Here is a 13,703-nt window from a genome sequence, read left to right on the forward strand (position 1 = left end):
GAAGAACTTAAGCTTTGTACAATTTCTCTATTTCTGAGTGGTACTTTTCAAGTACGACTTTTCTTTTGACTTTTAAAGTGGGGGTAATTTCTCCCGACTCAATTTCAAATTCTTTAGGAAGCAAAATAAACTTCTTGATTCTTTCATGACCTTGCAACCCTTTTTGCAATTGATTTAATCTTTCTGTGTAGTAGTCATGCAATGCCGCTTCCTTAGTAAGTTCCTCCCAATTGCCTGGCTTTAGATTAAGACCTGCTAGTTTCGATTCTAGCACTTCAAAATTCGGAACGATAATCGCGCTTGCGAACGGTCTATCTTCCGCAATAAGCATCACTTGAGAGATGTCCTCGTCATTCAAAAGTATATTTTCAATCAGTTGGGGAGCTAAGTACTTTCCATTGGAGGTTTTCATTAAGTCCTTGATACGATCCGTAATGTAAAGATTCCCTTTCGAATCTAGTTTTCCTGCATCGCCAGTTCGGAACCAACCGTCCTGTGTAAATACGCTCTCAGTTTGCTCTGGCTTCTTGTAATACCCTTTCATGATTCCAGGACCTTTTACAAGAATTTCATCCTCTGGACCTATTTTGATTTCGGTTCCATTCAGAGGAATTCCACAAGAACCGTGTTCATAGCGAGTGCTTGGGAAAGCCGTAAGGGTCGCTGTGGTTTCGGTTAGTCCATATCCAACCGTCATTGGAATACCAAGAGCGGCAAAAAACTTGGTTACTTCAGGGGAAATGGAGGCTCCGCCGCAAGGCATAAACCATAGGTTCCCTCCCATTTTGTTTTTAATCTTTTGAAACACGAGACCGTTTGCAATGGCATACTTTATACGAAGAGAAAGCGAAGGCTTTCCTTCCAAACGTAAAATCTCAGCGCGCTCCCCTCCGGCTTTAAGTGCCCAAGCAAAGAGCTTTTTCTTCACAGGTGAGGATTTCTCAACCATCCCATGAACGCCTGCGTAAATCTTCTGATAAAACCTAGGAACTGCGCACATAAGGGTGGGCTTCACCTCCGTTAGTGCAGAGGCAATTAATTTTGTATTTTCTAAGAAACTTACTTTGGCTGCCCCGGAAAGGCAAAGCAAAGTCCAGCTTCTTTCAAAGACATGCGTTAAAGGCAAAAATGCAAGTGAATGCTCCTTTTCAAAGGATTGAAATTTAAAAAACTCAAAATGAGCCGCGATGGCTTTTGTGAAGTTTCCATGGGTGAGCATCACTCCCTTCGGTTCTCCTGTGGTTCCAGAAGTATAAATAAGAGTCGCTAGATCTTCGTGGTCCTTTGGTTCAATTTCTAAGGTTTCGCTCGCCTTTTTAATAAAATCGTCTAAGTAAACACTTTTGGTTTTTTTGGTCCAAATTCTTTTCTTGGCCAAAATAAGCTGCTCGATTTCGAGGCCGTTTTCCATTAAATCAAAAGCCAGATCGTACTGCTCTTGGTTTCCGACCAGTAGCACGCGAACCTTGGCTTCTTGCAAGATGTAAGAAACTTGCTCCGCATTCGCAGTCGAATAAAGCGGAACGCTTACTGCTCCAAGGGCCATCGTAGCTAAATCAAAAACAATCCATTCGGCAGAATTGTCGGAATAGATTCCCACATGATCTCCGTTTTTGATTCCAAACTCTTTTAAAGCATTGGCCGTTTTGTATACGATACGAGAGAAATCCATCCAAGAAAGCTCCTTCCACTCGTCGTCTTTTTTAAAACCAATCGCTGGACGGGTGGGATATTTTTGGGTGTTTGCTTTTAGAAATTCAGTTACATTCATAAAAGTTAGGATTTGTCTTTGTTTTTAAAATGATGGAGATGGTAATTAAGGCTTTCTTCTACCGGTATGAACTCAAAATTAAATTCGTTTTTAAACTGCTGGCTGCTCACTTTACTTCTCGAACAAAGCGCTCTTACATTCACGGCATTGAGCAGTTGTAGCGTGGGAACGAGCCACCCTAACAGGAACTGAAGTCCTACGCCTAGTTTTAAAACAAAGGCGGGTAAAACTTTGGCCTCCTTTTTCTGGAAAAAGGCCCGTATATGATTCGCAACCCATAGATTGGATTTGCTTTCTGAAACGAGTATATAGCGGTCTTTCTTCGGCTCTGAGTTCATTAAAAGGCGAGACGCTTTAGAGACGTCCCTTACATCGACATAACTAGAAATGCCAGGAACAGCAAAAGGCAAGTCTCTATAACGAGAATAAAGCTCTCCGCTGCTTTGCTTCCAGTTTCCGGAACCGAGAATAATTCCTGGATTCACCACAATTACCCTTAACCCTTCTGCGGAAGCGCGCATGACTTCCAATTCTGCAATGTGTTTTGAAATCGCGTACGAAGAATGGGTAAGTTTAGGATTAAAATCACATGTTTCGTCCACTTCTCCCTCTGCATTAAGACCGTCTAAAACTGCGATGGAACTTACATGTAAAAGGGATTCTACTCCTGAATTTTCAATTGCATACAGAAGGTTTTGGGTTCCCTCTGCGTTGGTCTGATAAATTTTTTCTTCTTTCCTGGGATCAAAAGAAACTTCTCCCATGCAGTGGTAAACACTTTTTACGTCAACAAGAGCTTTTTCCAGGGTATCAAGGTCTTTAAAATCCACCTCCATCCACTCGATCTGCTCCCATAGCTTTTCCGTTCCCTCATGGTATAAGAAAAAGGCATCTTTAACGGCCTTTAGATCACTTGAGGCGCGGCAAAGAGCCCGAACCTTCTGGGCTTCGCGAATAAGATCAAACACGAGGACTCGACCTAGTAGACCTGTGGCGCCGGTAACTGCTATCATGGGGCGTAAAATTTTAAATTTTGCGTTCTTGGCAAAGATAATTAAAAAACCCCGAAGCAGCGTACTTTAGCCTATCATACCTTCGGCTTAAAAGCCGAAACAAAACATGGTTTTAGTTTCGCTTCTTTGTCCTCTATTGACCGCACACTTCTTTTCCTTAAAGAGAGTCGGATCATGCAAAAAAAGTAAGGCTATTAGGTCGTAGGGACAGAAAGAAAGGCAAAGACTTCTTTATTGAAATCCACTGGATTTTCGCTTTGCACCCAATGCCCTGCTTTCGGCACTTCGACTAGTTTTGAATTTGGGAATTGCTGCTTAATTTGAAAGGAATCTTGCGGAAGAAGATAATTGGATTTTTCTCCTTTGACAAACAAAGTAGGCCCTTCAAAGACGCCATATTTGATTGGATTGCCCACGAGATCATGGTATTTCTCCGTTAAGACTTTCAGATTAAATCGCCACGAAAGGAGTCCGGGCTCTTTCCACGTTAAATTCTTCGCTAAAAACTGAATGACGGATTTTTCCAGTCCGTGGTTTACGAGGATCGAATCCACGTCTTGCCGCGAAAGTCCCGGTTGAAAATCCACACTGTTCAACGCTTTTAAAATCGCTTGGTGGTGAGGCGGATAGGCTTTAGGTCCCATATCCACGACAATGAGTTTTTCTACAAGCTCAGGATAAAGCATGGAGAACTGCATCACGGCTTTTCCTCCTAAGGAATGTCCAAGCAAAATGGCTTTCTCCATTTGATGACTCTCCATGTACGTATGAATGTCCTCTGCCATTAAATCATGGCTGATTTCCTCAGAGTGAAAGCTCTTCCCATGGTTCCGAAGATCGATTAAATGCACAGGGAAATACTCCCCAAGTGCTTTTCCAAAACTTCCCCAATTGTCTAGCATTCCAAAAAGACCATGAAAAACGAGTACAGGAGTTGTCGCAAGCTCACTGCCGTATATTTTTGAATTAAGAATTTCCATTGTTCTAATTTACCCTTACAAGTTGTAAGGCATGTTTAAAGTGAAAAAAGAAGAATTAAGCGAGCCTTTTCAGGTAGGCTTGAATCGTGTTTTCAAGTCCCATGTAAAGCGCTTCTGAAATCAAAGCATGTCCAATAGACACTTCTAAAAGTCCCGGAAGATTCTGCTTAAAATACTGCAGATTCTCTAGGGAAAGATCGTGCCCTGCATTGATTCCAAGTCCAAATTCCTGAGCTCTTAAAGCGGTCTCTATGTAGGGCGCAAGAGCCTTTTCTCTATTGTCGGCATACCCTGAAGCGTAAGCTTCTGTATAGAGTTCAATTCGATCGGTTCCTGTTGCAAAAGCGGCCTCTACCATGTCTGGATTTGGATCCAAAAAGATCGAAGTCCGAATTCCTGCATTTTTAAACTCAGCAATGACTTCTGTTAAAAAGTCTTTGTGCGTTACGCAGTCCCACCCTTGATCGGAAGTGATTGCATCGGGCAAATCAGGAACCAGGGTAACCTGCTCCGGTTTCACCTTCTTTACCATGTCGATAAAAAAGGACTCCGGATTTCCTTCAATATTAAATTCTGTATACACTAGGGGTTTAAGGTCATAAACGTCCTTACGGGTAATGTGTCTTTCGTCCGGTCTGGGATGAATTGTTATTCCCTGGGCTCCAAACGATTGAATTTTCTCTGCAGCCTCCGTAACGCTTGGCGTATCCGCCCCTCTCGCATTGCGAATTGTCGCTATTTTGTTAATGTTAACACTTAATTTTGTCATGATTCTCTATGCATTGTACGCAGTGGATTCACGCTTTAAATTCTCTTAGGAATTTAGAAGCGACTTACCTGCGTAATTTCAAGTTCAAAAAGTTTTGCTGCCGTGAGCAAATGGTCAAAAATATCGGCTTGAATGGTTTCAAAATCGGTAAGTCCTGCTTTGTTTGCAAAACAGTAGATCTCAAGTGGAAGTCCGTGCGGTGTGTTTTCTAATTGACGCACCAGGATCATTTCGTCGGGATCAATGTCTGGATCTTGTTTCAAATACTCGAGAGCATATTTTCGAAAGACACCAATATTGGTAAGTTGCCTTCCGTTTATGGCTTCTGCAGAGTTCGGATGAGGCGCTTTTTCTTTCTCAATTTCGAGGGAAACATTTTCCAGATAGTTAGAAAGTAAATTGACTTTCTTAAGCTGGTCTAGAAGCTCTGCATCAATAAATTTAAAAGAGTTGATGTTAAAGATAATCGATCGCTTAATTCTTCGCTTGTTTCCCTCCGCCATGATCTGATTGTTCCGAATCTCCGTCGAGAGCAAATCATAGGTCGGAATGGTAGAAATCGTTTTGTCGAAGTTGGCAATTTTGGTCGTAATAATATTGATGTCCTGAATAATCCCTTCTAGGTTGTATTTAGGAATCCCTACCCAGTCTCCGACTTTTAAGCTTTTCGAGGTGGCCACATGAATCCCCGTCATAAACCCGAGGATCGTATCTCGGAACACGAGAACAAGTACGGCTGTAATCGCACCTAGACTGGTTAGTATGGTCGTCGCTTTAATTCCAAAAATCACACTTACAGCCAGTAGAGAAAAAATAAAAATCCCAACGGTTTTTAGGGTTTGAGAAATGGCATTAATCGCTACGATGCGGTAATAATCTCCCTTATAGGTGTAATAATATTGAATCGCTTTTAAGAAACGGGAAGCTAGATTGGCAATGACCACCACAATCACAAGGCCTATGATTCTTTCTAGGTATTGATGCGAGTACTTATGTCTCCAAAATACGGAATACAGAGCCATCTGCGCAAAAGAGAGAGTGATCAGGTGAGCAAGAGAATAGGTGATTCTCGATTGAGAAATCGCTTTCATCAAAGGATAGACCTTTTCGTCTGAAAATTGACGAAACACGAAGCTTACGACATGCTTCAACAGAAAATCTATCACAAAGACCAAAAGACCTAAAAACAGAAACTTGGCCAGCACCTGCAGCATCCATCCATCATAGATGTGCTCGGCCACAAAATAATGAATCTTGTCGCTTATAAGCTGTAGGAAATCGAGGGTTTTATTTAATTCTTGCTCCACGCGTACAAAATTAACGAAATCGCTTGTGAATTCCTTGCAATTCTGTAAATTTAACGATAATTTGAGAATATGGACTACGGAATAATCGTACTAATTAGCCTTGTTTTGCTTGTAGTAGGCCTGCTAGGAACCTTTCTACCGGTACTTCCGGGACTCCTTCTAAGTCTTTGCGGACTTTTAATTTATAAGTTCGGAACGGACGCAAGTCTTTCCATGACTTTTGTTTGGATCTTTTCCTTTCTGACCGTGGTAGCAGTCATCCTAAATTATGTGATTCCCGCTCAGACCACCCGAAAATACGGTGGCACCCGATGGGGCTCTATTGGCTCAGTCATTGGGACTTTCGTTGGACTTTTGTTTATACCGGTGCCTTTTGGTTTTCTAATTGGTATGTTTCTGGGAGTCTTCGTAGGAGAACTTTTGCACGATCGAACAGACACAAAAAAAGCAGTTCGATCCATGAAAGGCGCTTTAATAGGCTTCTTTTACGGAACTGGATTTAATTTTGTGGTTGCGCTCGCCATGTTATTTGTAGTCGTGTACGATCTCTTTTAATTTTAAAACTCTCTAGCGATGGATGCCATTAGAAATTCAGTTAGCCGCCCTTTCACTTTCGCTCTTTTTGTGCTTGCTTTCACTTTATTCTTAGGAAGCTGCCAATCTAGAAAAAAAGCAGTAATTCTCCCTCCAAGCACCACTCAAAACGATACGCTTAAAAGCCAAACGCTCACTTTGGAAATAGCGAAATCCGGCACTCTTAAATTCTCTACTGAAGAAAATAAAGAAGATGTCGTATTCCTTGAATTTGCAAAAGTCGTAGGAGACAGTAGATGTCCTTCCGATGTCAACTGTGTTTGGGCCGGAAATGTACAAATCGCAGTTAATCTAGCGGTAAATGAAACTAAAAACGATTGGAGAATCCTATCTATTGGAGCCAAAGCTCTATCCAAACTAGAATTCGAAGACTATACTTTTGAACTACTCGAGGTCAATCCTTATCCCAAAACGCAAGCAGGTAAAGATTCGCTGCCGTATTCTGCGAAAATTAAGGTTTATCCGACTTTTACAACCAATCCAGAGGAGCAAGACCTCTAGCTTCTAAATCCGAATTAATCTTTGAAAAGACTTTGCTTCCAAAAAAGCCTCGATAGGCTGAGAGCGGCGAAGGGTGGGCACTTTGAAGGACTAAATGCTTCGTGGAATCAATAAGGGGCAATTTCTTTTGGGCCTGTGCGCCCCAAAGCACGAAAATAACGCGGTCTTTATTTGCACTAAGATGAGAAAGGAATTGGTCTGTGTACTTCTCCCATCCTAAAAACTGATGCGAACCTGGACTTCCCTCCCGGACGCTTAGAACCGAATTTAACAGAAGAACGCCTTGTCTAGCCCACGGCTGCAAATCCCCCGAAACCCTCTCTATACCTAGATCCGACTGAAGCTCCTTAAATATATTGCGAAGCGAAGGCGGAAGTTTTACGTTTTCGTCCACAGAAAAGCTAAGCCCGTTGGCTTGTCCAACTCCATGGTAAGGATCCTGCCCTACGATCACCACTTTTACTTCTTCGAATGGCGTAAGTTCAAGCGCCCGAAACAGGTGCTCTTTCTTCGGGTAAACCGTGGCATTCTCATACTCTAAATCAAGAGCTTTTTGAAGTTCTTGGTACTGAGCATCCGATTCTAAGGACTCTAAAAGTGTTTTCCAACTGTTCATAAGGCGATAAGCGAGGTTTTGAATTTCAAAGATAAGCACAAGGCGGAAACTAAAAAAAGGAAAAACCGTAAGTTTTCCTATTTTTGCACTGTGCAAATAAAAACCGACGATTTAATTGAACTGGAATTTCCAGAACTGCTTTCTCAGATTGCGCCCTTGGCGTATTCTCCTGATGTGGCAGAGCAAATCATGGAGCTTTTGCCTTTGCCTTTTGAAAAGGCAGAAAGAGCTCTAAAGAAGACCTCTGAATTCCTTACAAGTTTTCAGAGTCAAAACGCCATTCCTTTTTCAGAGTATCCGAACCTAGAACAGGATTTAAAGCATATAAAGATTGAGAACTTTCGTTTGGAAAACGCAGGGTTCATCCGAATTAAGACCCTAACCGAACAAATTGGGCGGCTAAAGAAATTCTTCCCTAGTGTGTCTCTCACCTTTCCACTCCTTTTAGAAGAAGTGGAAAAACTCGATTACCAAAAAGAAATCGTAGACAAAATCGATCGGGTTTTCAACCGATTTGGAGAAGTGAAACAAGAGGCCTCCCCCGCCTTAAAGGAACTTCGAACGGAGATTCAGCACGCACAAAAAGCGATTCAAGAAAATTTCAACCGCGCACTGGTCACCTATGGAGGTCAGGACCTTCTTGACGATATTCGGGAAACGATTATCGACGATCAAAGGGTACTCGCGGTCAAATCTGGATTCAAAAAAAGAGTCCCCGGACCCACCCTTGGGGTTTCCAAAACCGGCTCTATATCTTACATCCAACCCGAAAGTGTTCAAAAACACCAATTTCGTCTTCGCGAAGCCAAAGACGAAGAGAAAAAAGAAATTGACCGTATCCTTCGCGCCTTAACCGCGGAGCTAGCTCCCTTTGAGGAGGTTCTTGCCCAGTACCAAGCCTATGCTTTTGACTTAGATCTTACGCAGGCAAAGGCAAGATTTGCAGAATTGACAAATTCGGTGCTCCCGAAATTAAACGCTCACCGAACGCTTCGTTTAAAAGACGCCTTCCATCCACTGCTATATTTAAAGAATAAGAAAAAAGGAGAAACCATTTTTCCGCAGTCTCTTACTTTAACGGAACAAAACCGGATCCTTTGTATTTCGGGACCGAACGCCGGTGGAAAATCCATTACGCTTAAGACCGTGGGCCTTTTGCAACTCATGATTCAAAGTGGAATCATGGTTCCAGTGCATCCTAAAAGTGAGATGTTCTTTTTTGAAAAGATGGCCTCGGATATTGGAGACAACCAGTCCATTGAAAACCACCTCTCGACCTACTCCTCTCGTCTTAAAAAGATGGCAGGGATTATCAAGGAGGCCGATCAAAACACCCTTTTGCTCATTGATGAATTTGGAACCGGATCGGACCCTGAACTAGGAGGTGCTCTGGCAGAGAGTTTCCTTGAATTCTTTTATCAAAAGAGAAGTTTCGCCATTATAACGACGCACTATACAAACATTAAACTCTTAGTTGAAAGCTTACCGGACGCCCAAAATGCGGCGATGCTTTTTGATGAGAGAACTTTTACTCCTCTCTATAAATTGGAAGTAGGTCAGGCCGGCAGCTCTTTCACGTTTGAAGTTGCAGAGAAAAATAAAATTCCACGATTCATCTTAAATTCGGCCCGAAAAAAAGTAGAAAAAGATGTGGTGAACCTCGATAAGACCATCGTCAAACTTCAACAGGAAAAGTTTGAAGTCGAGAAACTCAAATCCAATCTAGCTCAAACGAAGGAATCCAGTGAGGCAAAAAAAGAAAACCTGCAAAAGCTAAATGAGCAGATGCAGCAAAAGCTCTACAATTTTCAGAAACTGTACGATACAGAGCACCGAAAACTTCAGTTTGGTTCCCGCATAGAAGAGTTCATAAAAAGCTACACAAAGGGCAAGGCTAGAAAAGAAGTGGTAAAAGATTTTGTCAAACTCTTAGAACAAGAAAAATTCAAATCCACTGAATCCGACAAAGACGAAACGAAACGCCTTCAAGTGATTAAGCGTAAAGTCACCCAACAGCTTAAAAACAAAGACATTCAGGAGAAAATCGTAGAAACCAACGAGAAAATCGAAAAGCGCAGTCAGGACGAAAGAAACCTCTGGTTAAAACCAGGGCAAAAGGTCCGAATCATCGGCTCTTCTAGTGTGGGTACAATTGAGAAGCTCGATAAGAAAAAAGCGATTGTGAATTTTGGGCATTTAAAGACTACGATTGACTCCGATCGACTCGAACGAATCTAAGAAAGCAATTTTCCTTCCGAAATGGACTCTTCAAAAAGGGTTTCAAAAAGTTCACCCATTTCTACGGAGGCGCGTCTAACGGCCTCTCCAACGATGCTTTCTACTTGACTCGCCTTCACTCCTGCTTCCGTCCAACTCTTTGCGCTAGTAGCGCAATTTAATAGAAAAGGCATAATCCGATCTACGGCACAGGCAAAAATGGCATCGGGCGTATCTTCCGCTTCAAACTCCATCCATAGTTCGAGGAACTCCTCTCCTATAGGATTCTCTAAGATCCCAAATAGACTCTTGGCCGCCTCTAGTTCTCTCTCGTATTTTCCAGTCATGGCCTCGTTGTCGAACAAAAACGTATCTCCAGCCTTAATCTCTACAATGTCATGAATGGAGAGCATACGAAGGACCCGTAAAAGAGAAATCGATTCTTTGTTTTTGGCATAGGGATACAGAATTTGGGCAAGCACCACAATTTGCCAACTATGTTCCGCTGTATTTTCTCGACGGGATTCGTCCAGATTGTAATTCCGACGTTCCACACTTTTCAAGGCGTCCATCGCAAGGATGAACTTAAGTTCGTTTTGAAGTCCCATAATACAATATTCGGAATTTTTGATTGAATCACCTTAATAACTATACTATATATTTAGAAAGTAAGACAGTCCACTTTACTTAACAAGGTCAGAGCAAGACAAAAAAGTGATAAAAACTCATTTTTCACCCAATTCCTTCTCTTTTAAATTTTCATCTTCAAAAATATTACAACTGATTATCAGCTATTTACACTAATTTAATAAATTATTTCACTACTTTGTATTGCATAATACTAAAATTTTTACATATCTTTGCATCATAAAGTTAAAGGTATAACTTCTTAGCGCTTACAATTGAGTCGTGGCCTTTACAATAAATTAACCAATGCTTACGTACTAAAAATGAATACAGAAAACACAAAAGCGCAAATGCGCAAAGGCATTCTGGAATTCTGCATCTTAAGTCTGATCAGCCGTCGAGAAATGTATGTTTCCGATCTGATGGAAGAACTTAAAGGCGGAAAACTAGACGTAGTGGAAGGCACTCTGTACCCTCTACTCACTCGGCTGAAAAATGGAGAATTTCTCTCCTACCGATGGGAAGAATCCACAGGAGGCCCTCCCCGAAAATACTACCAAATCACAGACAAAGGCATTCTGTTTTTGGACGAACTACAAAATACCTGGAACGAACTCACAAACTCAGTGAACCAAATCACTAGCAAAATTTAGAATATCATGAACAAAACACTATCCATAGGACTTGCAGGCTTCTCCTTCGTAATCGAAGAGCACGCCTACATCAAACTAAGCGACTACCTACAGGCTCTAAAGAGCTCTCTAGATCCGCAGGAAGCTGAGGAAGTCATGCACGACATCGAAATTCGAATGGTCGAAATCTTTAAAGATATTCTAGGCGCTCGTGAAGTGATTAACGCAGACGACGTAGAGAAAGTCATTGCTCAGATAGGACGTCCCGAACAAATCGAGGAACAAGAAGAAGCGTACTATTCAGAAACGAAAGAAAAGGCTTCGAAAAAAGGATCTACCTATACAGGACAAAGACAACTCTTTAGAGATCCGGAAAGACAAAAAATTGCTGGAGTTTGCGCAGGACTAGCACATTATACAGGTCTTGACATCACAGTAATGAGAGCTATTTGGCTAGGATTTGCAGTCCTAGGTATCTTTACTGCAGCCATTTCTACCTCAGTGATTGCTCTTATCTATATCATTCTTTGGGTGGTTCTTCCTGTGGCCAAAACCGCATCGGACCATTTAAAGATGAAAGGGATGCCCGTCAATTTTGACAACCTAAAGGAAGAATCTAACAAGATTGTTCAATTTGCAAACGAATCCACTCAAAGAGTAGGAGAAATTTACAACGAGAACAAGCCGTATATTTCTTCGGCAACCAACGGACTTTGGAATGTAGCGCGCTACGTACTTGGGGGTCTTTTCCTACTGATGAGCATCTCGTGCATCATTGGAACCTTTGCTGTATTCGGCTTCATGGGATCCACTACGTTTAGCGGATTTAACGAACTCGACTTTCTTTTTGACGGAGACTCCTTAGGTTGGTCGGTGAAAGCCATGGCTGTACTTGGAACCCTAATTCCTGCTCTCCTTTTTGGGTATTTTGCTCTTAAGCTTCTTTCTCCAAAAACACAGATGAAAAATGTTGGGTATGTTCTACTCGCCTTGTTCGTAGCTTTAATCGGTCTCGGTGCATTCTTTGGCATCAACGTAGCGAAGAAAAACATGATCTACAAAGGACACAACGAAGACACTGAGAATTTAGCGATTCCTACTACAAGCGATTCGATTTATGTCAATATCAATAAAGTAGATATTCCTCAAAACTTCAGAGCGTACGATAACGATCTATTCTCAGATAAGAACCGTGTGTTCGAAGAGGATCATCCCGACGTGGACATCACTCGACAAGCGGGTATTACAGAGCCTTACCTAATTATCAAAAAAGAAGCGGAAGGATACAACGTACCACTAGACTTAAAAGTTCCGGTACAGGTAACAGGAAACACCCTCTATCTTCCGAACTTCATCCAATATCCTTACGACCACCGCTTCCGCGACTACAATGTGAGATACGAACTCGTTGTACCGATGGATACGAAAGTATTTAACCAAGCAGGAGAATACCAAATGCGTATCAATGGGGATTTGGATGGAAATGGCATCGATGATGATGACGAAGACCAGGACGACCACGACGTCAATGGAGTTACAATCAAATCCGATCAGGACAATCCAGGTGTACGCATCTCCAAATCTTTTGAAATGACCGTTGATGGAAAACGAATTTCTTACGATTCCAAAATGGGTGACAGTGTGATTATTGACAACAAAAAATACTCACAAAAAGAAGCGGATCGTATCTTGGATTCCATGGACATTGATTTAGGAAGCCTAAAGAATATTCATATCCAAAGTGGAAAAAAAGAAATCACAATTAAGACAAATTAATTGTAGATTTGTAAATCGCCTAACTAGGAGTAGAGTTCTAGAGAATAAATTGACTCGACGACCTCACTCTTAGTGAATTAGAAGTAAAATAAATACCTCCATGTAATGCTAGAATCGATTCGATTGTCTTATCTTTACACAGCGGTATTTAAAATCTAGAAACCAAACCTTTAAAAAAGCATCTTATGGTACAGTTAGTTCTTGAGATTGTGATCAAAGTCATTGATTTCATCACCAATTTGTTTTAAGCGATTCAATTTTCAATATATTTGTAAAGTATAACCAATTACGTTGGTTATACTTTTTTGTTTCAACCTAAAAAGTCTTATGAAAAAATTAATCGGAAGCCTAGCCCTAAAACTTGTGGGATGGAAAGTGGTGTTGCACGGCGATAAAGACAACCTCGATCGCTGCGTACTCGTGGTAGCCCCACACACGCACAACTCAGAATTTGTTCTGGGATGCCTCTCCTACTGGAAGCTAGGAAAACCCCTCAAAATTATAATTAAAGACCAGCATACCAAAGCGTGGTACGGCCCAATCGTCGAATGGATTGGAGGCGTTGGCATTGACCGCAGTCAGAAAAACGATTTGGTCAATTTCGTCGCTGAGGAATTTAAGAAGGACAATTTCAGCCTTGTCATTACGCCTGAAGGAACCAGAAGCTGGGTTCCAAAATGGAGAAAAGGATTTTACCACATGGCCATGAAAGCCAAAGTTCCTATTGTGATTGCGGGAGGATGCTACAAAAAGAAAACCGTCTTCCTAGCTCATCAAATCCCTTACGAGCAATTAGAAAAGATGACTTATGAAGAAGTGCTTGAGGCGATAAGCGATTATATTGTAACAAACGACATTACTCCAAAAATTCCAGAAAACTGGAACCCAAACATTTCTTAG

Annotated in this window: 13 protein-coding genes; 6 read left to right on the plus strand and 7 right to left on the minus strand. The window is 41.6% G+C overall.

From position 1 onward, the window contains the following. Positions 1-7 precede the first annotated feature (7 nt). The 5 genes from AC3IRX_RS03555 to AC3IRX_RS03575 all read right to left on the minus strand — a co-directional run bounded on the left by AC3IRX_RS03555 (position 8) and on the right by AC3IRX_RS03575 (position 5,840). Complete coding sequence (locus tag AC3IRX_RS03555) at positions 8-1,771, minus strand: AMP-dependent synthetase/ligase (protein WP_489211098.1); 1,764 nt, start codon at positions 1,769-1,771, stop codon at positions 8-10. Positions 1,772-1,776: 5 nt separating this feature from the next. Beyond that, positions 1,777-2,784 carry an NAD-dependent epimerase/dehydratase family protein gene (locus tag AC3IRX_RS03560; RefSeq protein ID WP_489211099.1) on the minus strand — a complete coding sequence of 336 codons (1,008 nt, stop codon included), beginning with the start codon at positions 2,782-2,784 and terminating at the stop codon, positions 1,777-1,779. A 194-nt stretch (positions 2,785-2,978) separates the two neighbouring features. Beyond that, on the minus strand, positions 2,979-3,764 hold the full coding sequence (locus AC3IRX_RS03565; protein ID WP_489211100.1) for an alpha/beta fold hydrolase: 786 nt from the start codon (positions 3,762-3,764) through the stop codon (positions 2,979-2,981). Between the two features lie 55 nt (positions 3,765-3,819). Next, on the minus strand, positions 3,820-4,533 hold the full coding sequence (locus AC3IRX_RS03570; protein WP_489211101.1) for a pyridoxine 5'-phosphate synthase: 714 nt from the start codon (positions 4,531-4,533) through the stop codon (positions 3,820-3,822). Between the two features lie 53 nt (positions 4,534-4,586). Continuing rightward, complete coding sequence (locus tag AC3IRX_RS03575) at positions 4,587-5,840, minus strand: mechanosensitive ion channel family protein (protein WP_489211102.1); 1,254 nt, start codon at positions 5,838-5,840, stop codon at positions 4,587-4,589. Positions 5,841-5,909: 69 nt separating this feature from the next. Here AC3IRX_RS03575 and AC3IRX_RS03580 point away from each other — a divergent pair, with 69 nt between their 5' ends. After that, a complete protein-coding gene (locus AC3IRX_RS03580) occupies positions 5,910-6,395 on the plus strand; it encodes a DUF456 domain-containing protein (RefSeq protein ID WP_489211103.1) in 486 nt (161 codons plus the stop codon). An 18-nt stretch (positions 6,396-6,413) separates the two neighbouring features. Then, a complete protein-coding gene (locus AC3IRX_RS03585; protein ID WP_489211104.1) occupies positions 6,414-6,935 on the plus strand; it encodes a hypothetical protein in 522 nt (173 codons plus the stop codon). On the opposite strand, the gene AC3IRX_RS03590 is transcribed toward AC3IRX_RS03585, so the two are convergent. Beyond that, positions 6,904-7,551: a uracil-DNA glycosylase gene (locus AC3IRX_RS03590; RefSeq protein WP_489211105.1), complete on the minus strand. Its 648-nt coding sequence runs from the start codon at positions 7,549-7,551 to the stop codon at positions 6,904-6,906. The two genes, AC3IRX_RS03585 and AC3IRX_RS03590, sit on opposite strands and share 32 nt — an antisense overlap. Positions 7,552-7,641: 90 nt before the next feature. Between AC3IRX_RS03590 and AC3IRX_RS03595 the strand changes: the two genes are divergently transcribed. Next, the gene (locus tag AC3IRX_RS03595) at positions 7,642-9,789 is read left to right on the plus strand and encodes an endonuclease MutS2 (protein ID WP_489211106.1); all 2,148 of its coding nucleotides are present in this window, start codon (positions 7,642-7,644) and stop codon (positions 9,787-9,789) included. On the opposite strand, the gene AC3IRX_RS03600 is transcribed toward AC3IRX_RS03595, so the two are convergent. Next, positions 9,786-10,376, minus strand: coding sequence for an HD domain-containing protein (locus AC3IRX_RS03600; RefSeq protein WP_489211107.1), 591 nt, complete (start codon positions 10,374-10,376; stop codon positions 9,786-9,788). The two genes, AC3IRX_RS03595 and AC3IRX_RS03600, sit on opposite strands and share 4 nt — an antisense overlap. A 342-nt stretch (positions 10,377-10,718) precedes the next feature. Between AC3IRX_RS03600 and AC3IRX_RS03605 the strand changes: the two genes are divergently transcribed. The 3 genes from AC3IRX_RS03605 to AC3IRX_RS03615 all read left to right on the plus strand — a co-directional run bounded on the left by AC3IRX_RS03605 (position 10,719) and on the right by AC3IRX_RS03615 (position 13,703). After that, a complete protein-coding gene (locus AC3IRX_RS03605; protein ID WP_489211108.1) occupies positions 10,719-11,048 on the plus strand; it encodes a PadR family transcriptional regulator in 330 nt (109 codons plus the stop codon). A gap of 6 nt (positions 11,049-11,054) precedes the next feature. Then, positions 11,055-12,803 (plus strand): PspC domain-containing protein, encoded by a 1,749-nt coding sequence (locus tag AC3IRX_RS03610; RefSeq protein WP_489211109.1) that lies wholly within the window; start codon positions 11,055-11,057, stop codon positions 12,801-12,803. 327 nt (positions 12,804-13,130) lie between these two features. Then, the gene (locus AC3IRX_RS03615) at positions 13,131-13,703 is read left to right on the plus strand and encodes a 1-acyl-sn-glycerol-3-phosphate acyltransferase (RefSeq protein WP_459083652.1); all 573 of its coding nucleotides are present in this window, start codon (positions 13,131-13,133) and stop codon (positions 13,701-13,703) included.

The sequence above is a fragment of the Epilithonimonas sp. KH_059 genome (assembly GCF_057838485.1).